Origin of the sequence: Paenibacillus sp. CR_12, assembly GCF_041953985.1 — a bacterium.
Lineage (GTDB): Bacteria > Bacillota > Bacilli > Paenibacillales > Paenibacillaceae > Paenibacillus_AQ > Paenibacillus_AQ lautus_A.
Genome location: NZ_JAVFHO010000003.1, coordinates 209,396 through 233,283, shown reverse-complemented (window position 1 = coordinate 233,283; position 23,888 = coordinate 209,396). Strand labels below are relative to the sequence as shown.

Below are 23,888 nucleotides of genomic sequence, written 5' to 3'. Positions count from 1 at the left end.
TCGTGCGTCATCCCTTACGGGTTCAGTTTCGCGCGCGGGAGCGTGATGAGAAACACGGTTCCCGATCTTGGCGAGCTTCGAACCGAGACGCTTCCGTTCATGGCGCGGATGGCTTGATAGGAGAAGGTGAGCCCAAGCCCGGTCCCGCTCATTTTGGTGGAATAGTAGATCGAACCGAGACGGCTTAGCTGCTCGGGGGTCATGCCGATCCCGTTGTCCTTGATTTCCACGGCCACCTGGTCCGTTTCTTCATAGACGGTAATGTTGACCATGCCGTTGTCGACGTCTTTGCACGCCTCGATCGCATTCTTAATAAAGTTGACCAGCAGCTGCTTGAGCTCTGCGGGACTCCCCGAAATGTAGAGGTTCGACTGGGGAGAGTCCGTGCTGAGGGTGACGTTGCTCATATTGGCATATGAAGTCATAAGCTCAACGACGGACTTGATTTGGGCGGTAAGCTCGATTCGCTGCTGAAACGGCAAGTGAGGCTTGCTGATCGAGAGGTATTCGGACAAGATCTGTTCGGTTCGGCGAATTTCCTCCATGCTGATTTCTAGGAATCGTTCGGTCTTTTCCGGAGGGAACGTGCCGCTTTTGATCAATTGCAGGAACCCCAGCACGGTCGTCAGCGGATTGCGGACCTCATGGGCAAGGGAGGCGGCGACATGATTCACGGCTTCGGCTTTTTCATTCTGGATATACCGCAGATAAAGCTCCTTGTCGGATACGGACTTGTTAAACAGGGTCACGAGAAGCCATATCCCGAGCGAGTTATGAACCGGCATGGCTAAAATATTAAAAACAAAGTAATTCATGATGTAGTCAGGCTTGGTTATATAGAGTACCAGGAGCGGAAGGACCGAGAAGCTGATGCCGGCTATAAAAATGATCCATAATTTGTGTTTGCTTCGGTGATACAGGAATGACAGCAGAACGGACAGCGGGAACGTAAAGATCAAGATTATAATGGCGTCGATCGTGCCGGATCCGCCAATGTACAATCTGTAGATTAGAAATTCCACGAGCAGAATTGCCCCAGTCAGGAACCCTCCGAACAGCATGCCGAAGAACATAATGACATACCGTACGTCAAAGATCAGACCGCTTTGGACAGACGAAGCAAAGGTCATGGACAGCAGCATGCACAGCGAACAAATGACAATGATGAAATTACGGGAATAGTTGACAGTCAGTTTTCTGTAATAGATGTTGTATGCAACAAAAGGCATCAATGCAAACAACAGCTGCAGCAAAACATCTTTGATCACAGGCAGTAGGCCCACCCCTTTGAAGAGTATCGGATCGTCCGCTAGATTACCATGTCCATTCAAGTTCGACGTCAAATGGAAAAATCCTCGAGGCTTGAATAAAAATGACAAAAAAAATAATTCGTACTCAGATTGAACCGAGGTACATATAAATCCATCAAGAAAGCGCTTGCAGACAACCGATGTTCGACTCGGATACTCAGCACTTAAGTGAGAACACATTTCCATGAATGGGAGGGTTCACAAGTGAAGCTGAAAACCGTTCTGAGACCCATGTTCATTCTATTGTTGGCCGCGTCTTTTTTTGTCGCGGGGTGCCAAAGCGTAACGCCGCCGCCGACAGCATCAGAAACACCGCCGCCTAATGAAGAAGTTAAGACGCCCGGAGGAAGCGAAGAACCGGCACCGCAGGGCGATGCGAAAGCAACGCCGAGAAACGAAACGCTTTACGTGAACGGCTTGCAATGGGGAGCGCCCACGAATTTCAACCTGCTTAGCGGAAACCCGGCGTTTCCGATCAACTACGGAAATTCGAGGGAACTGGTGTATGAAACGTTGTTTATGGTCAACCAGCTCACAGGCGAGTTAGAGCCGCTGCTTGGGACCAAGTACGAATGGACCGACGATCTCAACTTGCGGATCGAGCTGAACCAGGATGCCAAATGGAGCGACGGCAAGCCGTTCACCTCCGACGATGTCGTCTATACCTACCAGCTTGGCAAAAAGTATGACATCAACTGGAGCAGCTTCTGGACGTACATCGAGGACGTAACGGCAGACGGACCGCAAACGGTGAACATCACACTCAACAAAGACAATCCGAACAAGTTGACGGTGCTCGACAGCATTGAGATCATGCCGATGCTGCCTAAACATGTCTGGGAAGAGATAGAGAAGAAAGCCAACAACGATCTTGCCACCATTCGGAAGGAAGTCAACGAGGACCCGATCGGAACGGGGCCTTATAAAATGTATTTTTACAATGACCAGAAAATCACGATTATACGGGACGATAACTACTGGGGCCAGGCGCTCTTCGGCAAGCTGCCGGCTCCAAAGTACATCACCCATGTCATCTATAAAGATAATGCCGCGGGCGATCTGGCGTTCAAGAGCGGCCAGGTCGACGTATCGCAGCAGTTTATTCCTCAGGTATGGAAAATGTGGGAAGGCGGGGCTCCGGTCAAAACCTATATCAAAGAGGTGCCTTATTATGTGCCGGGCTCCATGCCGTCGATTTTCTTCAACATGACAAAGGAAGGGCTCGACAATGCGGATGTCCGCAGAGCGATTGCCATGGCAATTGACTACGGCAAAATCTCGGAGCTGGCCATCAGCGGCTACTCCGCCCCGATGGAGCCGTCATTGACGCTCAATACGGAGGCCGAAGCGAAATATGTGGACCAGGCGGCCATCAAACCGCTCCAGTGGACAACGGACGTGGAGGCGGCCAATGCGCTGCTCGATTCCATCGGCGCCGCGAAAGGGAAAGACGGCATCCGCGTTCTGAACGGTACCCGACTCGGTCCGTTTGAGATTGAATGTCCGTACGGCTGGTCGGATTGGAACGCTGCGCTTGAGATCGTCGCCCAGAACGCGAAAGCGATCGGCATCGAGATTCGGACCAAATTCCCGGAAGCGCCGGTATGGACCAATGATCTTCAGACCGGCAAGTTCGACATTATCATGAACACGCCTGCGGGCGGAGTCAGCCCGAGCCAGCCGTGGAACCGCGCCATGACCATCATGTACTCCAAAGGCGTTGCGCCAATGGGCGAAATGGCATTCTACAACTGGGGCCGATACAAGAACGATCAGGCGGATGCCATCATCGAGAAGATTCCTACCATTTCGGACGAAGCCGAATTGAAAGCGCTCTACACCGAACTGACCCAAATCTGGTTGAAGGATATCCCGTCGATTCCGCTCATGTATCGTCCATGGGTATTCGATACGGTTAATGAATCGGTCTGGAAGGGCTTCCCGACCGAAGGGGACGGCAGCAACATCCCTCCTCAAATTTCGATGGATGGGGCCGGCATCAAGTCGCTGTATCAGATTCATAACTGAGGATATAACTCAATGAACGAAGACCTGTATTGGTGGATTAGCACCCCTGATATAGGTCTCTTTTCCACCAAATTCGAAGGTGCGATTCATGGGGGTGAGCTGCTTGAGTGTTTACGGAAAATATATCGTCAAGAAGTTCTTCTGGTATTTTCTGACGCTGGTAATCGCCGTTACGCTGAACTTTCTGTTGCCCCGGATGATTGAGGGGAATCCGGTCAGCATGATCGTGTCCGAGATGACGCAGGGGATGACCGACAGCGATACGATTAAGCGGGTCTATGAGACCTTTCTCGTGGAGTTCGGCATCGACAAGCCTTTATGGGAACAATTCTTCATCTATCTGAAAAATTTGGCGACCGGCAACCTGGGCACTTCGTTCGGGCTGTATCCGAAACCGGTCACGGAGATTTTGGCCTCGGCAGTGCCGTGGACGATCGGTCTCCAGCTTCCGGCCATCCTGGTTGGCTGGATCATCGGCAACGTGCTGGGCGCCGTTGCGGCATACCGCAAGGGCGTGTTCGATAAAGTGATTTTTCCGGTGGCTTTATTCGTGAATTCCATTCCGTTCTTCACGCTGGCCATCATCATGCTGTACGTGTTCGCACTGTCCCTGAACTGGTTTCCGCTGCATGGCGGCTACGACTATCAGATGGTGCCGACGCTCAGCTTTGAATTCTTCGCTTCGGTGCTTCGGCATCACACGCTTCCTTTCCTGTCGATCGTGCTGGTGACCATCGGGGGTCAAGCCATCGGCATGCGCGAGATGTCCATCTATGAGCTCAATTCGGATTATGTGCTGTACAGCAAGCTGCTCGGGATACGGGATTCCAAGATCGCGAAATATGTATTCCGGAATGCCATGCTGCCCCAGATAACGGGACTGGCGTTATCCATCGGCACGATGGTAGGCGGCTCTCTGATTTGCGAGATCGTGTTCAGTTATCCGGGGATCGGAACCTGGATGTTCACGGCGATCCGTCAGCTCGATTATCCGTTAATTTCTGGCTGCACCCTCTTGATCGCCCTGGCTGTGCTGCTGGCCAACTTTACGATCGACTTAATCTACGGCTGGATCGATCCGAGAATCAAGGCCGCTCAGATGGAGGATCAATAATATGAACAGTTCCTTTCGCATATTGATCAAATCGCCAAAGTTTATGTTCGGAGCCTGCATGCTGCTGGCCATGATCGGCATGGTGCTGATCTACCCGCTCTTTAACCGCAATGACCCGCTGGAAATGATCGCGCTGGCATATCAACCGCCGGACTCGAAGCTGCTGCTCGGGTCGGATAACTTCGGCAGGGATTTATTTCTTGAATTGATCTACGGCATTCGGACCTCCCTGCAGGTAGGGCTGATTGCCGGCGTATTTGCTACCGTTATCGGCCTTGTGATCGGTTTAGCCTCAGGTTATATCGGAGGCATGATCGATAATCTGCTGACCGCGATCACCAACATTTTCATCGTGATTCCTTCCTTTGTCATCCTGATTTTGATCTCGGTCAGCATCGATTCGCGCAGCTCGTTTGTCACGGCGGTCATCATCGGCATCACCAGCTGGCCCTGGACGGCCAGGGCCGTAAGGGCGCAAACCTCCTCATTGCGAAACCGGGATCACGTGAACATCGCCAAAATATCCGGGTACAGCACGCCGCGCATCATTGTCTCGGAGATTTTGCCGTACATCGCCTCCTATGTCGTGATGGCTTTCGTGCTGCAGACGGCATCGGGCATTCTCTCCGAGGCTTCCATCTCGATGCTGGGACTCGGCCCTTACAACACGATTTCCCTCGGCATCATCATGAATTGGGCGCTCGTCTTCGAAGCGCCGGTTGCCGGGGCCTGGTGGGCCTTTATCCCGGCGGCGATTTCCATCGCCATCATCACCTTCTCCTTGTACATGATGAACACCGGCATGGATGAAATATTCAATCCGAAGATTAGGAGCTGATGGGGCCTTGAGCACAAATATACTGGAAGTTAACGAATTGAAAACCTTTTACCGTACCCGGCTGAAGGAGCATGTATATGCCGTAGACGGCGTGAGCTTCTCGCTCGAGAAGGGGAAGACGCTTGGCATTGCCGGCGAATCCGGCTGCGGCAAATCGACCCTTGCCCTCAGCCTGATGGGATTCTATTTTCCGCCGCTGCATTTCGGCAGCGGCTCGATTGTCATCAACGGCACGGACATTATGAAGCTCGGCAAGGAACAGCTTCGTTCCCGGGTGTCGGGAAGAGAGATATCGTATATTCCGCAAGCGGCCATGAATGCCCTGAATCCAACGCTCAAAATCATTCGATTCATCGAGGATATCATGAAGGAGCACCGCCCCGAGCTGAACAAGAAGCAGGTGTGGGATATGGCGGCGGAGCGGTTCGAGACCTTGAATTTGTCGACCAAGGTGCTGAACTCCTATCCGAACGAACTGTCGGGGGGCATGAAGCAGAGAACGGTCATCGCGATTTCCACCATTCTGAATCCGAAAGTGCTGATTGCGGACGAACCGACCTCGGCTCTGGACGTAACCTCGCAGAAAGCGGTTATCAAGCTGCTGAAGAGCCTGCTGGACCGCGGCTTTATCCAATCCCTTGTCTTCATCACGCACGAGCTGCCGCTGCTCTATCATGTAACGGATGACATCATCGTCATGTACGCGGGGGAAATCGTGGAGCGGGGAACCGCGGAGCAAATGATATTTGACCCGATCCATCCTTATACGAAAAAGCTGATGGGCTCCATCATCGTGCCCGAGGAGGGCATGAAGGGCCATAAGCTTGCCGCCATTCCGGGGACCCCGCCCAATCTGAAGAACGTGCCGGAGGGCTGCCGGTTCGCCGACCGCTGCTCCTATGTGCAGGATGCCTGCCGGAAGGGCAAGATAACGAGCCGGACCGTGGGGGATCGAATCTATCGGTGCATCGTGGAGCCTGATGTACTTAAGGAGTGGTATGCGAATGAAGGGGAATGACGTACTGATTCGGGGAGAGCATCTCACGAAGGTGTTCGGTTACGGGAAGCAGAAGACAACCGCCGTGGAGGATGTCAGCTTTACCTTTCATGAAGGCGAAATCATATCGATTGTCGGCGAGAGCGGAAGCGGCAAAACGACGCTGGCAAAAATGATCATGGGCTTGCTGAAAGAGAGCAGCGGGACGATTGAATATATGGGCAAGCCGAGACGGCTGAAGCGGCATGGAGACCGCAAGCGCTATTGGAAGAACATTCAGGCGATTTTCCAGGACCCGTTCTCTTCGTTCAACCTGTTCTACAAAGTGGAGAAGCTGCTGCTCGACTGCATTAAGCTGCAGGGAGATAAACTGACGAAGGAGGAGCAATTCCGCAAGATGAAGGAAGCGTGTTCCTTCGTCAATCTAAAATTCGAAGAGCTGCACAATAAATATCCGTTCGAATTGTCCGGCGGGCAGATGCAGCGCCTGATGATCGCCCGGATTTTCATGCTTCATCCGAAGCTGCTTATTGCGGATGAACCGACCTCCATGGTCGATGCGTGCTCGCGGTCCACGATCCTTGACATGCTCTTGAAGCTGCGGGATGAGAATAACATGACGATTATTTTTATAACCCATGACGTAGGGCTTGCTTATTATGTAAGCGATACGCTGTATATTATGGAACAGGGGAAAGTCGTGGAGCGCGGACCGGCGGAAGAGGTTATCCTGAACCCGCAGCATCCGTATACGCAGCAGCTGATATCGGATGTGCCCAAGATCCATTCCGAGTGGGATTTGGCATAAGGCCGTTAGCTATGGAACGCTTATGGAAAGCTCGAAGCGAGAAACCGCTTCGAGCTTTTATTTTTGGCAAGAGACAAGGAACGGGAGTATCTCCACAGGTTTACCCTCCTGAACACGCAATAAAACTCCCTTTGATACGTAGTCTGTCATCTTGGCATGTACGTCGATCAACCATTTTGACTTAGGGCATGCACTTCATAGGACTGCTGGCGCTTCGTGTATTTTCGCAGATATGACACTCAGAAACGTGACATAAAATTTCTTAGTCCCTGATCTTCGCATTTGTGAAGGATCTGCCGATAAATGATATGGCTGCCATTGGGTTCGTCCCGCAGCCTGCATTCGGCATAACGCAAAGCCCCTGACGTGGCTTGCGTGTATGCTTCATAAGGAGACTATCAAACATCATGCACAGCTACTTCTTGGGGGCAACCGTTTTGGTGTTGGCCGCCATGACGATTCTTTTCTTGATTATCTTATACAGATGTGGTTATCAGCGGAAGTTAAGCCATCGGGCCTTGGACATGGCCGAGAGCAGGTTCCGCATGCTTGACGATATGCTGCTTACGCTGGATGTCGGGATTTGGTCATACGATGTCGGCACCAGGACCATACGAAATACATCCTTGGCTTTTCATAAAATCACGGGTTATTCGCATCGCGATTTCTCGGACGGGCTCTCCTGGGAAACGATGATTCATCCCGAGGATATGGCGCTGTTCCGAACCTTGGTTGACAAGCTTCGGCAAGGCGAGGCGGTCCATACCGAATACCGCATCCTCCACGCGGAGGGCGACGTACGCTGGGTTCAGGTGAAAATGATTCCGACGATGAATGAGTCCGGGCAAATCGTCCGTACCGATGGCATTGCCATTGACATCACCACCCGATTCCGCATGGAAGAGGCACTGTATGATATGGCGGAATGCAAGAAGATGGAGCAGGCGCTCAAGGAAAGCATGAACCGGTATCGCCGCCTCGTGGAATTATCGCCTATTGCCATCGCGGTGTGCAAAGAACGCAAGCTGATGTACGTGAATCCCGCCGGACTTCGGATCCTTGGAGCCGCTGGACCCGACAAGATCCTGGGCACCGATCCTTGGGACTGGGTGTTTGATCCCTATGAGGAGTGGGCACGCAAACGGCTTACGCAGCTGATTCGCAGCAGGCGGGTCGTTCCCGAGGAGTTATCCATAAAGCGGGTGGACGGAGAGCGGGTCGATGTCGTGGCGACGGCCCTGTATGACGAGGAATCGGACGCCATTGAAATTTTCTTCGAGGATATTACCGCCCGTAAATCAGCGGAAAGGGCTCTGATGGAGAGCGACCGTATCAACCGCCACATTCTGGATATCGCACCGGTCGCGATGTTCCTGCACTCCGATTTTTCTTACATTTATGCCAATCCCGCTGGCTTATCCTTATTGGGAATTACGGACATCGCGCAATTGGACGGCACCTCCTTCCAGGACGTGATTCCTTCCGACCAGCTCGAGTTCGTGACGTCTGAGGTTGAACATGTGTACGAAAGCGGGAATACCTCCGAGCTCGCGGGAAATAAGCTGGTCCGGCTGGATGGAATGATCATCGATATCGAGGCCATCACGACACCGATCCCTTATATAGGCGATAATACGGCACTTACCATTATTCGGGATGTCACGGAACAGAAGCAGGCCGAACGCGAGCGGATTGCGGCAGAGCGCCTTGTCCGGGAGAGCGAGGAACGGTATTTCAGGCTTCAGATGAGTCTGGATCAATTCTCCTCGGATCTGTTCGGGATGGTGAAGATCAGCGAATTGAACGCCCGGATCGTGCAGGAGATCAGGAAAGTGCTGGGAACGGACCGGGTGAGCCTGATTCGGATCAACCACCACAGCCTGCATATCAAGATTCAAGGCGGCAGCAAAGAGCTGCCGCAAAGGGTGCTTCACTCGATCCATAAATGCGGCCCCGAGCATATTCCGCTTTGCAAGCTGTTTGAGACGTGCGACGGATATTTCGTCAAGATCGGGGAGATGAACGGGGACAGCAGCATCGTCTGCATCGCAGGCGAGGCTCCGCTGCTCATGATTCAGGCCAAGAAAATATGGCTGGAGACGATTACCCGCTATGCAAGCGTCCTGTACGATAATTTTCGCGTGATCGAGGACTTGACGAGGGAGCTGGAGAAGCTGGGATCCTCACAGCAGATCATGCCCCTTTGGCTGCTGCGGCTGATGCTGCATCTCTCCGAGAATGAGCGGAAGCGACTGTCCCAAGATCTTCACGATGCCGCGCTCCAGGAACAGATTATCTGGTACAGGAAATTGAATCAGATTACATCGGATCTTGATCTGCCGGAACATCTGCGTCCACAGCTGGAGGAGATTGAGCAGGGGCTTTTGGATGTCATTTATCAGATCCGAATCACGTGCAATGAGCTTCGCCCACCGCTGCTGAAGGAAGAGGGGCTGGAACGTTCGCTTGAGGCATTGTTTGAATTCACCCAGCTCCGCACCAATTACTCCATACAGTTCGACTGCTCGAACTTCGTTGATGATATCAGTGACGACCATTTGATCGGGTTGTACAGGATCGTTCAGGAGCTGCTGGCGAATGCCACGAAGCATTCCAATGCGACGGAGGTAAAGCTTCGTTTGTCCACCCAGTCGGATGAGGTCAATCTGAGTTATGAAGATAACGGAGTCGGAATGGATCCCAGCCAAAAGCCGGATCAATTCAACAGTATGGGAATCGGCGGCATGAAGGAAAGGGTGAGAAGCATGAACGGCAAAATCCAGTTCGACTCATCGGAGAGCGGGGGGCTCGCTGTCTATATATCGATAACGGCAAAGTAAGCATGGATACCGGCAAAGCAGCAAACAAGATACCAGACTAAAGGAGTCATGAGGGTTATGAAGATCGATATTTTATTGGTGGATGACCATCCCTCGGTGATGGAGGGAACCAAGGTGCTGCTCGAACAGGAAAAGGATATGTTCGTCAAGCTTGCGAATACGCCGGAGCGCGCGCTGGAGCTGGTCCATACGGAGCGCTTTGACGTGATGCTGATCGATATGCATATGCCGGGGATGAACGGAATCGATTTGGCCAAGCAGATCCTCCGGATCGCCCCGAACGCGGTGATGCTGATCTATACGGGCTTTGAAGTCAGCAATCATTTTAACCTGATCATGGAGGCGGGACTGGCTGGTTTTGTCTCGAAAACGTCAGGCAAAGAGCAGCTGGTGACGGCTGTTCGATGTGCGCTGCGAGGCGAAGTGGTTCTACCGTTGACACTTGTGAAGCAGCTCCGCCGCGTGACCGCGAATGGCCCGGAACGGACGACGGGTGCGCCGGCAGCCCAGTCTATAACCGATAAAGAATACAGCATTCTTAAGGAGATCGCTCGAGGAAAGAGCAATAAGGAAATTGCGGGGACGGTTATTATGAGCCAGCGTTCACTGGAGTACTGCTTAACCAACCTGTTTCAAAAGTTGAATGTGAAGTCGCGCATAGAGGCTGCGCTGAAAGCGAAGCAAATGGGGATTCTGTCGGATTCCGATTTTGTTCAGATGAGCTGATAAACTCGGTCTTTTTTCTATATGCTCAGACGATATCCAAAGCATGTTTCGACATGATTCCGATCATAACGCAATCATTCGACAATAAACCGCAAGGCATCCCGCAAAATTCTTGCGTGAGCACGCAACAGAATTTCGGTTACGAACGGTAAGCAAGTGTATATGCTTATGTTACTGGATGGATATAGTCTGTAAGTAGGAAGGGTGGTAACTTGCGGCATGACAAAGGACCTATTTGAATATGGCGTCGATGATCTCTTGTCACGGGAAGAGATTGAGGAAGTTTTGGCGCAGCTTGAAGAAGAGTGGAATGAATTTAACAGCCGGAAGAAGCGAGGGTGACTCATAATGAAACGATGGAAATCTCTGTTTGCGATGAAACTTCAAAGTCGCATGCTGCTTATTATTTTGGGAGCAATCACGATATTTTTAGGCAGCATGATGACCTATATCAGCATGACGACAACGGAAGAAGCTCTCGATTCGGCCAAGACGCTTGCAGTGACAACGAGTGAGAAGATCGGCGCGCTGGTTCAGGCCGAGCTTGACGATGTCATGAACTCTGCACGTACTTTGGCCGTAAGCTTCGTTGGCATGAAAGAGACCGACACAACGAATCGTCAAGCCGTTAATGAAATATTGAGAAGAAACCTGGAGGATAATCCGTCCTGGAAAGGAATCTGGACGTTATGGGAGCCGGATGCTTTTGACGGCCGGGACAACGATTACCGAAACAAACTCGGCAGCGACCATTCGGGCCGCATGATGTCCTACTGGGCAAGGACAGAAGCGGGTCTGGAGCGTACGATTATAGAGGATTACGATCAGGAAGGGGAAGGCGACTTCTATCTTCTGGCGAAGAACAGCGGCAAAGAGATCATTATGGATCCGTACGAGTTCAAAGTAGGCAACGAGGATGTCATGATGACGTCGCTCGTCGTGCCGATTATCGATAACGGCAAGACCGTCGGCGTGGTGGGCGTCGATATATCCCTCGCACATCTGCAAAGCGTCATGGAGCAATTCCGGTTATTTGATACGGGGTATGCGCATATTTATTCGAATACCGGCGTGATCGTAACGTCGCCGGAGGACGGATTGATGGGACAGAAGCTGGAAGAAGCATATCCTGGCAAGACGGTTCCCCTTATACTGGATGCCATTCGGGAAGGGGATGTCTATACCGAGGAAGACTCCGCGCTGTACAAGCTGTATACGCCGATTAAGACCGGATTGACCGAAACGCCATGGTCGGCCGCCATCATTATCCCGATGGATGAGATTACGGCGAAATCGGATGCCTTGATCATCTCCATCATAGCGGCAGGCGTGATCACTTTGGCGGCCTTGGCGGTCATCGTGATCCTGTTAACGAGATCCATCGTGAAACCGCTGGGCGTTTCCGTAGCGATCGGCGAGTCCATGTCCAAGGGTGACTTCACGCAGGAGGTTCCCGCGGATTATCTTCGCAGGGCGGATGAGATCGGAACGTTGTCCCGGGTGTTCGCTCAGCTGCTGGAGAGCATGAGGGAAATGATCGGCAAAGTGAATATGAATGCATCCTCGGTTGCAGCCGCTTCGCAGCAGCTGTCGGCCGGTGCCGAGGAGCTTGCGGTGGGCAGCAGCAGCCAAGCTGAATCCGTGCAAACGGTCAGCGAATTGTTCCAGGAATGGTCCAATGCCATCAATTCCGTTGCAAGCGATGCATCGGCAGCGTCCGAGCTCGTGAACCAGACTTCCGGGATTGCAGCGGAAGGCAGCGGAATCGTCCAGCAGTCGGTGGAAGGCATGAATCGGATACGCGAGCATGTTGCCAAGCTTGAGACAGACTCCCAGCGGATCGGCGAAATCATCGAGGTTATCGACGATATCGCCAAGCAGACCAATCTGCTTGCGCTCAACGCCACGATCGAGGCTGCACGGGCAGGGGATCAAGGGAGAGGGTTCGCCGTGGTGGCGGATGAGGTGCGTAAACTTGCCGAACGAAGCGGAGGAGCCACGAAGCAGATTGCCGACATTATCAAAGGCATGCAGAAGAATACGGCCGATAGCGTGGAGGCGGTGCATCAGGGCGTCATCCATACGGAAAAAGCGGGCGAAGCCTTTGCTCATATTACAAGCATGGTGAATGAGTCGGCAGGCAAAGTCATGGATATTGCCGCCGCCAGCGAGGAGCAGGCGGCCCAGGCTGTAGAGGTGGCGACGGCTATCGAGACGATCTCTTCTTCCACGGAGGAAACGGCGGCTACAAGCGAGGAATCCGCTGCAACGGCACAATCGCTTGCCGAGCTTGCCGAAGAGTTGAACCATACCGTCTCCGCTTTCAAAATCTCGTAGCACCACTGCGATAATGATGATAAGCTTGGCCTAAGGGCCAGGCTTTTTTATATGCGCGTACCGTGGTCACCGAGTTCTGTAAGTTTGTGGCGTCGAGGGGCGTTTTTTATAAACCGAATGCTGTTCTGCTTATGACAAAGGGGAGGAGGAGTGGTTGTGAACGGCAGCTTGTTTCAGCAAATGCTGGAAGAGGGGGATTATGTCCCGCGCTTCTATGCCTATTATTATAAACAGTGGATGAATTATGAAATGCCCTACCATCAGCATGATTCAACCGAAATCATGTATATGATTTCCGGAGTATGCCGGATTGACGTGAAGGCAGGCGATACGGAGAAGAGCGTCATTTTGAAGAAAGGGGAGTTCATGGTGCTGGATGCCGGTGTTCCGCATCGGTTAATCGTGGATCAGGCCGCCTCATGCCGAATGCTGAACGTGGAATTCGGTTTTATGGAAAGTGAAGGGAAGGCGCCATCTTTAAGGCATATCGTCGGAGAAGAAGAAGAGGTATCTTTTCTCTTGAAGCGGCCGTTCCGCTATTTGGTGCTGGCTGATCAGGAGGAGGTATATCCGGTGCTGAAAAGCCTTGTGCTTGAGCTCGATCAGAGAGGTACTGACGGCAGGATGATGACGCATGCGCTGTTTATACAGCTGCTTGTATGCATCGCCCGTTTGTATGAAGAAAGAGAACGCAGCGACATGCAGCAGAGCGACTTCTATATTAAACGCAGCGTCGATTATTTACATCAGAATTATGACCGCCAGATTCAGGTGAAGGACGTAGCCGCGGAAGTGAATCTGCATCCCGGTTATTTGCACCGGGTATTCCGCAGAGGGACAGGCAGGACGATAACCGAGTACCTGACAACGATCCGAATGGAAAAGGCCAAGATGCTGCTGGAGCAGACGGACATCCCCATCCATGAAATATCGGATTATGTGGGTGTGGGCAGCAGGCAGTATTTTCATATGTTATTCAAGAAGTATACGGGCAGCACGCCGGTGGAATATCGTCTTCGGAAAGACCGGAATGCCTGGAACTACGGTGAAGACGATGTTGAAGATAAGAAGTGAGGATTTTTGACTCCGAAGGGTCCAAGAGGTCATGATTTTGATAACGCTTACCGTCCCTCCATTGCTACAATGGGTACAATCTAATTAGTAGCTTAGGAGAGGATGAAATGTCATTTAAGGTTGCTTTTATCGGAGCGGGAAGCATCGGCTTTACCCGGGGGATTCTGCGCGATTTGCTGACCGTACCGGAGTTCCGGGATATCGAGGTCGCTTTCACCGACATCAGCCAGCATAACCTGGAGATGGTCACGGAATTATGTCAGCGGGACATAAATGAGAACGGGCTGTCGATTGCGATCCAGTCCACCACGGATCGAAGGCAGGCACTGCAGGATGCCAAATACGTCATTTGCACCATCCGCGTGGGCGGTCTGGAGGCATTCCGCACGGATGTGGACATTCCGCTGAAATACGGCATCGATCAGTGCGTGGGCGACACGCTCTGCGCAGGAGGCATCATGTACGGCCAGCGGGGAATCCCCGAGATGCTGAACATCTGCCGGGATATTCGCGAGGTGTGCGCGCCCGATGTCCTGCTGCTGAATTACTCGAATCCGATGGCCATGCTGACATGGGCATGCAATCGGTATGGAGGCGTGCGGACGGTGGGTTTATGCCATGGCGTGCAGCATGGGCACCACCAGATTGCCGAGGTTTACGGTTTAAAGAAACAGGACGTCGATATTGTCTGTGCCGGCATCAATCATCAGACCTGGTATATTCAAGCTTCGCATCAAGGCAAGGACTTGACGGCCGGGCTGCTGGAGGCGTTCGAGCGCCATCCGGAGTACAGCAGAACGGAGAAGGTCCGCATCGATATGCTCCGGCGTTTCGGATATTACAGCACCGAATCCAACGGCCATCTAAGCGAATACGTGCCTTGGTACCGCAAACGGCCGGAGGAAATTACGGAGTGGATTGATCTCAGCAGCTGGATCAACGGAGAGACGGGCGGATATTTGCGAGTTTGCACCGAGGGGCGCAACTGGTTCGAGACCGATTTCCCGAACTGGATGAAGGATCCGGCAATGGAATTCAAGCCGGAGCACCGGGGAGAGGAGCACGGCTCCTACATCATTGAAGGCTTGGAGACCGGCAGGGTATACCGTGGACACTTTAATGTGGTGAATGAAGGCATCATCGCCAACCTGCCGGTGGATGCCGTCATCGAAGCGCCGGGATACGTTGACCGCAACGGCATTTCCATGCCGCTTGTCGGGAATTTGCCTCTTGGCCCGGCTGCCGTATGCAGCGTAAGCATATCCGTTCAACGGCTGGCGGTTGAAGCGGCGGTTCATGGAGACGACAAGCTGCTTCGGCAGGCGTTTATGATGGATCCGCTGGTCGGTGCGGTATGCAATCCGAAGGAAATCTGGCAGCTGGTTGATGAAATGCTGGTAGCCGGTGAAGCATGGCTTCCTCAGTATTCGGCTTCGATCGCCGAGGCGAAGGAACGCCTGGCGGCCGGCAATCTGATCCCGACCCGCTCGTATGAAGGCGCAGCCAGACTCAAGGTGAAAACGGTGGAGGAGATGCAGCTCGATCGGGAGAAAGCGAATAAAAACGCAGGTGAATCCGATAAAGGGAAAGATCGCGAAAAAGTGTAAGCCGATTGCACATCAGCGAAGGCAATCAGAGATTACAAGGCAAGTCTTTCATGTATACGCAAATATGGTATCACTTCTGGCAGAGGATGGTATAACGGACAAAAATCCGTTATAATCCGTCTGCCGGGAGTGATTTTTTTGCATGCCGTTCCTCTTGTACCGGCATATACTACGGATATATAGATAAAAATTCGGATGGACAATCCCTGACCTTAGACAGGTACACAGTTTGGGTAAAAATGGGTACAATGCAATTAGATAGGCAAAGCTGACCACGAAGGAGGCATGGGAATGATTATTGGGGTTCCCAAAGAAATCAAAAATAACGAAAACCGCGTAGGCATGACGCCGGGTACCGTTATCAGTTTCAAGAATGCCGGGCATGAAGTGCATGTCCAATCCGGAGCCGGTCTGGGGATCGGTTTTACCGATGAAGATTATGAGGCGGCCGGAGCCAAAGTGGTCGCAACGGCCGCGGAGGCTTGGAAAGCCGAGATGGTGGTGAAGGTAAAGGAACCCCTGCAGGAGGAATATGACTACTTCCAGGAGGAAATGATTCTATACACTTACCTGCACCTGGCCCCCGAACCGGAGCTGACCAAAGCGCTGGTGGACCGCAAGGTGAGCGCCGTTGCTTATGAAACGATACAGCTGGCGGACGGCAGCTTGCCGCTGCTGACCCCGATGAGCGAAGTGGCGGGAAGAATGTCCATTCAGATCGGGGCGCATTTCCTGGAGAAGGCGCATGGCGGCAAAGGCGTGCTGCTAAGCGGCGTCCCGGGGGTAGCTCCGGGCAAGGTCGCCGTCATCGGGGGCGGCATCGTCGGCACCAATGCGGCACGAATTGCGCTGGGACTCGGTGCGGACGTCAGCATTCTTGATATTAATCCCGTCCGGCTTCGACAGCTGGATGATCTCTTCCAAGGGCGGGTCAAAACGATCATGTCCGATCCGTATCACATTGCGGAAACGGTTAAGGCCGCCGATCTCGTCGTGGGTGCGGTGTTGATTCCCGGCGCCCGGGCTCCGCGCCTCGTCACGGAAGAGATGGTGAAAGAGATGAGCCCGGGATCGGTCATCGTGGACGTGGCAATTGATCAAGGAGGCTCGATCGAGACGATCGACCGGATCACCACCCATGATCATCCGACCTATGAAAAACATGGCGTCATCCACTATGCCGTTGCCAATATGCCGGGCGCCGTAGCCCGTACCTCCACCATGGCATTGACCAATGTAACGGCACCCTACGGGTTGAAAATAGCAAGCAACGGAATCCGGTCTGCCGCCCGCCATGACAAGGCGCTGGCCAAGGGCATCAATGTCATCGGAGGCAAAGTGACCTATGAAGCCGTGGCGGCAGCTCATGGTTATGCGCATACCAGCATTGACGACTATCTGCTGGCATAGAGAAAACATGAAAAGAGCCATTTTTCAAAAATTTGACACGATACCAAGGTTTATTGCGTAAATCTTGGGGGCGAACGATTTAGCCAGCGTGAGCAAAATTGAAAGATGGCTTTTTATGTTGGCCTGAATATCCGATATATATAGAAAGGTTTTTTGTTTGTAGCGAATGGGGGAGAAGGCTTGAAATGAAACGTATGCGATGGTTGATTGTTTTGCTGGTTCTGATCATAGGGACCGGCACATCGGTATGGGCTGCGGGTATTCCGTCCAAACTTGGGCTGGTGCGAGATACGGCCGGCCTGTTTGATTCGTCGCAGCGGCAGTATTTGAGTAAAATCGCCAAAGGGGAGCAGATCCGTGTCTTTGTTTTGACGGTTCCGAGTTTGGAAGGTCAAAGTCCGACGGATTATGCCAATGCAGCGTACGATGCATGGAATTTGGGCACGGCGGATGTTTTGCTGCTGATCTCTTCGGGAGACCGGAGCGTGGAATTCAATTTTAACAATCCGCGGCTGCAGCAAGCCATCGACGAATGGAGCAGCAATAAGGGGAAGGGTACCGGCAGTTCCGCCATAACCGCCATGCTGGACGCTTATTTCATACCGCATGCGAAGGAGGGAAGTTTCTCGAAGGCCAGCGCGAGCATGATCCACCAGGTCCATCGCCTGGCAGCTCTGCCCGTCGGTGAAGATCCTGTTCAGGGAGATGATCATAAGGCCGAGGCGGTATCACCGGCACCCGAGAACAAGGGGAGCGTCAAATCCACGGATGAAACAACCCGGTCAACGTCCACGGCAGATACCGCCGCTCCTCTGAAGATCGAGTTTCCGAAGCTCCCATGGATCGAAATGGTTGCTGGGGGATTGGGAATCACGCTGATCTTTATGTTGATCAGGGGTTACCTTAAAAAGCGCAAATTGTCCATGATTTCGGAGCAGTTCGCTGAATTGCTGGTCAAATGCAACGCAAGTCTCGAGAAGGTAGGCGCCTATCAGGGGATTGCTCAAGGCAAGACAGGCAGAGCGGTGCAGGAAATCGCAGATCGTTTGTCCGAGTTTATGGTGGCTGCCGCAGAGAGTAAAACCGAGCTGCAGGAGACCCGGATTTTCATCCTGCGTTATGCTTCCATGGATGAAGCCTTCCAGCGGTTTTCGAAAATCGCCGATCGGCTGGAGCATGGGATCAAGGCCGAAGATAACCGGATTACCGTCATCGAGCATGCCGATAAAACGGCGAAAGGGAGAACCACGGAGCTGCACGCGGATTACACGGTGCTTAAGCAAACCCTTGACCGGACGGCAGCCGATACGGGATATCCCTTCCCGATCTTGTATCAAGAGTTTGAAGGGCTGGAACAAGATATTCAGCGCGCCGTCGAGCTTCAGCTGTTTGACCCGCTGGAGGCGCAGGAGGTTCTAAAGGCAGCCGAGCAGAAGCACTCCATGAGCAAGAGCAACATCGAAGACGTGGCTGTTTATGTTAAGAAAGCTCATGAATTTTCGGATCAGTCGGCGGCTATTCGCGCCGAGATTGTTAAGATCATAGAAACCCACCAGTTGTATCGGATCAAGGTCCGGCCTTTTGAGCGGCTGGATGATGCCCGGGAGCAGATGAACCAACTGGAAAATTATCTCCGTCAAGGGAAAATGGGGGAAGTCCGCAAGTCTTCGGAACGTGCGCACGCTATGCTGAAAGAGGCGCTGGGCATGACTAGACGGCAGGCGGAGCTGAGAAGGCAGAATCGAAACGATCTGGATCGGTTGTATGGGCAAATACAACAATTTCATAACGAAAGCTCCGTGCTGCAATCGATGCTGAATCATTGCAGAAGCCAGTATGTACCGAGACATTGGCAAAGCTGGGAGCAGGCTTTGGCGAAGGAATCGCAGGAGGTCCGCATGGCGGACGGTAAACTTCCGGAGGCCGAACGCTTGACGCACGACGAGGTGCAGGAGTTCGAAGAGGCGAGCGAGATCATTGAGAACGAATCGATGACGATGGCCCGCGTGCTGCAATGGGTACGGGAAATGAAGGAAACGCTGGAAGGCCTGGATGATCGGCTGCAGGCTGTACGCCGTGAATTGGCAGCAGCTCAAGAAGTGTTTGTCAGTCAGCAGAAGACCCTGCAGATTCATAACGTCGTCACGAGCAACCACTCGCTTCTGTTAGGGCTGCCTGATTCATTTTGGAGAAATGTACAGACCGTGGGCGATGCGCTCTCATCCCCGTTGTATGATCTGGATTATCTGGAGAGCGCAGCGAGGAGCTGTACCCACGATGCCGAGCATTTTGCCTACGGGGTCCAAGACATTGTACGTCAGAAGGAGGAAGCCGAACGATTATCCGTTCAGATCGAGCAGCGTTTCAAACAAGTTTCGCGGAAGGCCAGCAGGGGATTCAAGAAAAATTACAAGTCTTATCGGCTTCGAGTCGAGCAGTTGTTTGAGCAGGGGATGTATGCGGAAGCCTCGCATGAACTGTTGAATACCGCGGAATATATCGATCGGGTAGAAAGGGAGATTCGCCATCAGGAAATGCTGGAGCAGCAGCGCAGGGCGGCCCAGCAGCTCCAAAGAGCGGCCGATCAAGCGAGAAGAGCCGCGGCGGACGCCCGCAAAGCGGCAGCGCAGAACAGCAGCCGGTCATCGGGCTCCAGCTGGGGAAGCTCCTCCGGTTCCTCGCATTCCTCGGGTGGTTCCGGCTGGGGGGATTCGTCATCCGGAAATTCGTCCGGCGGATCAAGCTGGGACAATAACAATTCCTCCGGTGGATCGAAGTGGTAACCGGAGGGCAGTCGACCTAGTAATCATCCTGCGACATGCTCTCTTCGTCGGCAACCGCTTGTATTTCCTCGGAACCGATGCTGATGAAGCGGTAGCCGTCCGCGGCCTGCCTCTTCAGCGCGCGTTCTTTGATGAACCTGGGACTGGCTTCCCCGCCGTCTTCGTCATACACGAGCAGAATGCCATCGGTTTTGCGGAGGAGCAAATCGTCTCTGGCCGTGAACTGCCATGGCCCCTGGTATGGACCCTTGCTGACCGGCGCATAGAAGTCTACCCCCTTCATGACTTCCTGAAAATAAGCTTTTTTATCATCGTTCCATTGTTCTTCGGGATTCTGGTACGCCGTCAAAATGGAGCATTTCAGGTGAGGGTAATGGGACTTTAGTTCTATTGCCACCTCAATGGCCCACAGGTCCACGCCGTATTGGCCGGGGGTGATTACCCACTGGAGGCCTTCTTCCAGAAGGGGAACCAGACGATTGGCGATCGCTTTGCGTATATAAGGAATGCCTTGATGTTTGTTATTGTAAATACCGAGCTCATGGGCTCGATATCCGGTAATCAGAATGTTTTCCAATCGAGCACGCCTCCTGAACAGAATTAGGTCTAGTGTACCTTTTTCGGAAATTTTGATCAACGGATGTTACAAATCGTATAGAATGGGTAAGTAATCCGGAATACATATTTTAGGAGGAAATTGGATTGAAGAAGTGGACAGCAGTATTACTAGGGGCAATTTTGGTAATGAGCATGACGGCATGCGGCAAAGACAACAAAGCAGCAGATGATGCCGCAGCAACACCGCCTGCAGCGGAACAAGGGACGACGACTCCGGCAGAGACGCCGCCGGCTAAAGAAGAGCCGAAGGAGGAGGCTTTGCCGACCGCTGACGAGCTTCTTCAAAAATCGGCCGAAGCTTCGAAAAACTTGAAGAGCTTTGCCATGAAAGCCGATGTCAAGCAGCACATCGTTGTTGAAGGCGCAGAGAAACAGGAGCAAAACGTTGATATGTCGCTCGATTCGGAGCTTACGCTCGAGCCGGTGGAGATGATGCAGAACGTCGTGATGGATTCGCCGGAAGGCAAGGTCGAGATGAAGCAGTATATAACGGAAGACGGCATTTACATGCTTATGGATGGTCAATGGATGCAGGTTCCGAAGGAATCGGAGCAGGAGATCCGCGACAGCCTGGATCCGAGCAGCGCGAGTCCTGAGCAGCAGGTAGAGCAATTCAAGACCCTCGCTAAGGACTTCAAAGTAACGGAGGACGGAGACGCATACGTCCTGACGGCGGATGTCTCCGGCGACAATCTGAAGGAGCTTGCCAAGTCTATGATGAGCCAAGCGGGCAACGATCCGCAGATGGAAGCCATGATGGACCAAATGGATATCAAGAGCATTCATATTACTTATGGCGTGCAGAAGGAATCTTACCTGCCTGTAACAACGGATTTGGACATGGTGATGGCAATGGAAGCCGAGGGTCAGAAGGTATCCTTGGATATGAAAATGAAGAGCGCATACTCCAAGCATAACGAAATCAGCAAAATCGAAGTGCCGAAGGAAGCATTGGAAGCGAAATAATGCATCTCGGCTGATGGAACAAGAGGAATATGAACCGTCATATTCCTCTTGAAAAAGGCTGCCCCGGTTCTCCGTAGATGTTCTACGGACCGGGGCAGCCTTATTTAATGAAATTCGTTTCATCTCAACGGCAGGGTCAAGGCAGCGGTTTCCTCCATGATTGCAAGAGGCTTGCCATGATGCGTGCTTGTGTTAACGGTCTGCGGCTCATATATCTTGCGGCATCGCCAAATTTAAGGTTTAGCAACTTCGACGATGACGCTGCCGAACAATTGACCGTCGATCGAGACCATAATGCGCCAAAGTCCAGGCGAAGGAAGTGACATCGTTGTCGGCAATGAGGCATCGGCACCGTTATGAGGATAAGGAGCGACGCGAGATTTAAATACATCGATGATTTCGGACGAATTTTGTTTCACGGCAGTGATGACCAGATCCCCCGTTAATTCTTCCTTGCTTCCCCAAAAGTGCCACATGTATTTATTGGGATGACCTGCGATAAACCCAGGATCAATAAAGCCGAGATGTCCCTTAATGCCGGTCATTTCAGTGGGAGGAAACTGGGAGGACAGCATCGCCTGGTCTTCAGAAGCAGCCGAAACGAAGTTCGGGCTCGGCTCCCAGCTGCTATCCGGCACATCAATAACGATATCGCCGTATTTCTCATGATCCACCATCACGTCGAAACGCCATAAACCGGAAAGCGGCAGAGCGAAGCGGGAAGAAACTCGCGTTAATTCATTGTAAGCCATATCGGAGGTAATCTTGGTCTCGGCAAGCTCCTCGATGATAGTTCCCGTATCTCGGTGAACGGCGGATATGCTGATCGTTTTCCCTTCAAGCTCTTGGATCGGGGTTAATAAATTCCACCAGGCTCCGGCCGGAGAGCCCGCGGCAGCTTCCCCGCCCGGAAAAACCTGAAGTTTATCCACGCCATCCACCGTGTATACGCTTCGGGGAGTCCACTTGGCAGCGTATCCCCAGCCCTGGATGGGGATCATCCGTTGAAGCGCAGGGGACTCGCGCCATCCCCATACCGCCGCTATGAGAAGCAGCGCCAATACGCCCGCGGTCATGCTGATAAGACGCGCTGGAGCTCTTCGTCGTTTACGGCTTATGACGCCGTTTGCGGCGCTCTGCGATACATCGGATTTCATCTTCGCGGTGAACATCGGCTCGTTGAACGGAGGGGAAGCAAGCTCCTGCATCCAATCCGGCTGCGGCTCTTGTTCGGTTTTCATGGGATATCCGCTCCTTTCAACATCGTTTCCATCCGGGCGCGCGCCCGGTGCAGTCTGGACTTGATCGTTCCTTCGGATAGGCCGAGCAGCTGGGCCATTTCTTTTCGCGGCAGCTGATAGTGGAATTCCAGGATCAGCACTTCCCGGTATTTGGGCGGCAGCTCCATCACGCATTTCCAGATCTGCGAGACGGCCGCAGCATCCATGAACTCTTTTTCCGCGGAAGGCTCGGTCTGCTTGGAGGTGATCCAGCCGGTTAAAGACACCCTTGTCATGAAGGAGGATTTGAGATAGTTCAGGGAAAGATTGCGGGTGATGGTTAACAGCCACGTTCTGACCGAGCTTCGGCCCTCAAAATCATTCCAGTGCTTATAAGCCCTAAGGAACACGTCCTGACTGATATCGTCCGCCGCATCTTTGCGTTTCGTTAAGAAGAACGCATAGTTCCACACGTCCTGGCCGAAGGACTCCATCCAGCCGCTCAGCAGCGTGCTTGGATCATTCACGGCTACCATAGATTTAAGGGTCTCCAATAGCATCACCTCGAATATTAGACAATCGAAACATGGATCGGTTCCCGAATTTCCCGCAAAAATTTGAAACAATTTAACCTGCAAATCGTTGTATGAATAACAGGGATGCAGGAAATCGAGGAAGGGGAGCAGGGGCATGCATTTGTATTTTAAGGATAACTTTTTTAGCTCGGGGATAACAGATATTATGGATAGGGAAGGCCGTGTAATAGGAAGCTTGGACTTGAAGAGCGCTTTCGGCTCCTCGCTGGACGTGTATAACGCCGGGGGAGAGACCGTATGCAGCGGCTCGTTCCGATTCTTCTCGAACAAATGGAATATCACGGGCGGCAATGGGGAAGAACTGGGTCTGCTGCGCATGCGGATGAGTTTCTTTACGAAAAAATTCGAATACGATGCGGGGGCGCGTGGCGTGTATGAGATCACTTCGCCTGCCTTTTCCAATGAATATGAAATAACGGATGAGACCGGAAGGATCATCGCGCAATTTTCCCGCATTAGCGGCTGGCTCCAAGCCGGAGCCTATCAGCTGCAGAATGAGAGCGATGTTCTCGATGACTGGGAGCTCGTTGCCGTCGTGATGGGCATTCACCAAATACGCAAACGCAACAACAGCGCCGCCGCATCGAGCTCTCATTAAACTTAAGGGAACCCAGAT

General features: G+C 52.6%; 19 protein-coding genes. 15 read left to right on the top strand and 4 right to left on the bottom strand.

Translation table 11 applies throughout. The features are described 5' to 3' along the window. Window positions 1-14: 14 nt before the first annotated feature. Complete coding sequence (locus RB297_RS13375) at window positions 15-1,268, bottom strand: sensor histidine kinase (protein ID WP_228468782.1); 1,254 nt, start codon at window positions 1,266-1,268, stop codon at window positions 15-17. Between the two features lie 246 nt (window positions 1,269-1,514). Between RB297_RS13375 and RB297_RS13370 the strand changes: the two genes are divergently transcribed. From RB297_RS13370 to RB297_RS13310, 13 genes are all read left to right on the top strand, one after another. Beyond that, window positions 1,515-3,338, top strand: coding sequence for an ABC transporter substrate-binding protein (locus tag RB297_RS13370; protein WP_375120683.1), 1,824 nt, complete (start codon window positions 1,515-1,517; stop codon window positions 3,336-3,338). A 103-nt stretch (window positions 3,339-3,441) separates the two neighbouring features. Further along, window positions 3,442-4,452 carry an ABC transporter permease gene (locus tag RB297_RS13365; protein ID WP_085981266.1) on the top strand — a complete coding sequence of 337 codons (1,011 nt, stop codon included), beginning with the start codon at window positions 3,442-3,444 and terminating at the stop codon, window positions 4,450-4,452. Between the two features lies 1 nt (window position 4,453). After that, the gene (locus tag RB297_RS13360; protein WP_009591588.1) at window positions 4,454-5,290 is read left to right on the top strand and encodes an ABC transporter permease; all 837 of its coding nucleotides are present in this window, start codon (window positions 4,454-4,456) and stop codon (window positions 5,288-5,290) included. A 7-nt stretch (window positions 5,291-5,297) separates the two neighbouring features. Continuing rightward, the gene (locus RB297_RS13355) at window positions 5,298-6,308 is read left to right on the top strand and encodes an ABC transporter ATP-binding protein (protein WP_015733868.1); all 1,011 of its coding nucleotides are present in this window, start codon (window positions 5,298-5,300) and stop codon (window positions 6,306-6,308) included. Continuing rightward, the gene (locus RB297_RS13350; RefSeq protein ID WP_009591620.1) at window positions 6,295-7,095 is read left to right on the top strand and encodes an ABC transporter ATP-binding protein; all 801 of its coding nucleotides are present in this window, start codon (window positions 6,295-6,297) and stop codon (window positions 7,093-7,095) included. Before RB297_RS13355 ends, RB297_RS13350 begins: the two co-directional genes overlap by 14 nt. 407 nt (window positions 7,096-7,502) lie before the next feature. Continuing rightward, on the top strand, window positions 7,503-9,935 hold the full coding sequence (locus tag RB297_RS13345; protein ID WP_375120682.1) for a sensor histidine kinase: 2,433 nt from the start codon (window positions 7,503-7,505) through the stop codon (window positions 9,933-9,935). A gap of 57 nt (window positions 9,936-9,992) precedes the next feature. After that, the gene (locus tag RB297_RS13340; RefSeq protein WP_375120681.1) at window positions 9,993-10,661 is read left to right on the top strand and encodes a response regulator transcription factor; all 669 of its coding nucleotides are present in this window, start codon (window positions 9,993-9,995) and stop codon (window positions 10,659-10,661) included. Window positions 10,662-10,880: 219 nt separating this feature from the next. Continuing rightward, the gene (locus RB297_RS13335) at window positions 10,881-11,003 is read left to right on the top strand and encodes a hypothetical protein (RefSeq protein ID WP_255250579.1); all 123 of its coding nucleotides are present in this window, start codon (window positions 10,881-10,883) and stop codon (window positions 11,001-11,003) included. A 6-nt stretch (window positions 11,004-11,009) separates the two neighbouring features. Continuing rightward, entirely contained in the window at window positions 11,010-12,998 is a 1,989-nt protein-coding gene (locus RB297_RS13330; RefSeq protein ID WP_096775276.1) for a methyl-accepting chemotaxis protein, read from the top strand. 156 nt (window positions 12,999-13,154) lie between these two features. Further along, on the top strand, window positions 13,155-14,072 hold the full coding sequence (locus tag RB297_RS13325) for an AraC family transcriptional regulator (protein ID WP_375120680.1): 918 nt from the start codon (window positions 13,155-13,157) through the stop codon (window positions 14,070-14,072). A 107-nt stretch (window positions 14,073-14,179) separates the two neighbouring features. After that, the gene (gene melA, locus RB297_RS13320; RefSeq protein ID WP_375120679.1) at window positions 14,180-15,679 is read left to right on the top strand and encodes an alpha-glucosidase/alpha-galactosidase; all 1,500 of its coding nucleotides are present in this window, start codon (window positions 14,180-14,182) and stop codon (window positions 15,677-15,679) included. Window positions 15,680-15,970: 291 nt separating this feature from the next. Continuing rightward, window positions 15,971-17,089 carry an alanine dehydrogenase gene (gene ald, locus RB297_RS13315; RefSeq protein WP_375120678.1) on the top strand — a complete coding sequence of 373 codons (1,119 nt, stop codon included), beginning with the start codon at window positions 15,971-15,973 and terminating at the stop codon, window positions 17,087-17,089. Window positions 17,090-17,274: 185 nt separating this feature from the next. Beyond that, window positions 17,275-19,872 (top strand): TPM domain-containing protein, encoded by a 2,598-nt coding sequence (locus RB297_RS13310; RefSeq protein ID WP_375120677.1) that lies wholly within the window; start codon window positions 17,275-17,277, stop codon window positions 19,870-19,872. Window positions 19,873-19,888: 16 nt separating this feature from the next. Here RB297_RS13310 and RB297_RS13305 read toward each other — a convergent pair whose 3' ends face one another. Further along, entirely contained in the window at window positions 19,889-20,449 is a 561-nt protein-coding gene (locus RB297_RS13305) for an SLOG family protein (RefSeq protein WP_375120676.1), read from the bottom strand. Between the two features lie 125 nt (window positions 20,450-20,574). Here RB297_RS13305 and RB297_RS13300 point away from each other — a divergent pair, with 125 nt between their 5' ends. Beyond that, entirely contained in the window at window positions 20,575-21,456 is an 882-nt protein-coding gene (locus RB297_RS13300; protein ID WP_375120675.1) for a DUF6612 family protein, read from the top strand. Between the two features lie 233 nt (window positions 21,457-21,689). On the opposite strand, the gene RB297_RS13295 is transcribed toward RB297_RS13300, so the two are convergent. Both RB297_RS13295 and RB297_RS13290 read right to left on the bottom strand, forming a co-directional pair. After that, entirely contained in the window at window positions 21,690-22,697 is a 1,008-nt protein-coding gene (locus tag RB297_RS13295) for a DUF4871 domain-containing protein (protein WP_375120674.1), read from the bottom strand. After that, a complete protein-coding gene (locus RB297_RS13290; protein WP_009591721.1) occupies window positions 22,694-23,212 on the bottom strand; it encodes an RNA polymerase sigma factor in 519 nt (172 codons plus the stop codon). Before RB297_RS13290 ends, RB297_RS13295 begins: the two co-directional genes overlap by 4 nt. Window positions 23,213-23,366: 154 nt before the next feature. Here RB297_RS13290 and RB297_RS13285 point away from each other — a divergent pair, with 154 nt between their 5' ends. After that, window positions 23,367-23,870: an LURP-one-related family protein gene (locus RB297_RS13285; RefSeq protein WP_375120673.1), complete on the top strand. Its 504-nt coding sequence runs from the start codon at window positions 23,367-23,369 to the stop codon at window positions 23,868-23,870. Window positions 23,871-23,888 lie beyond the last annotated feature (18 nt).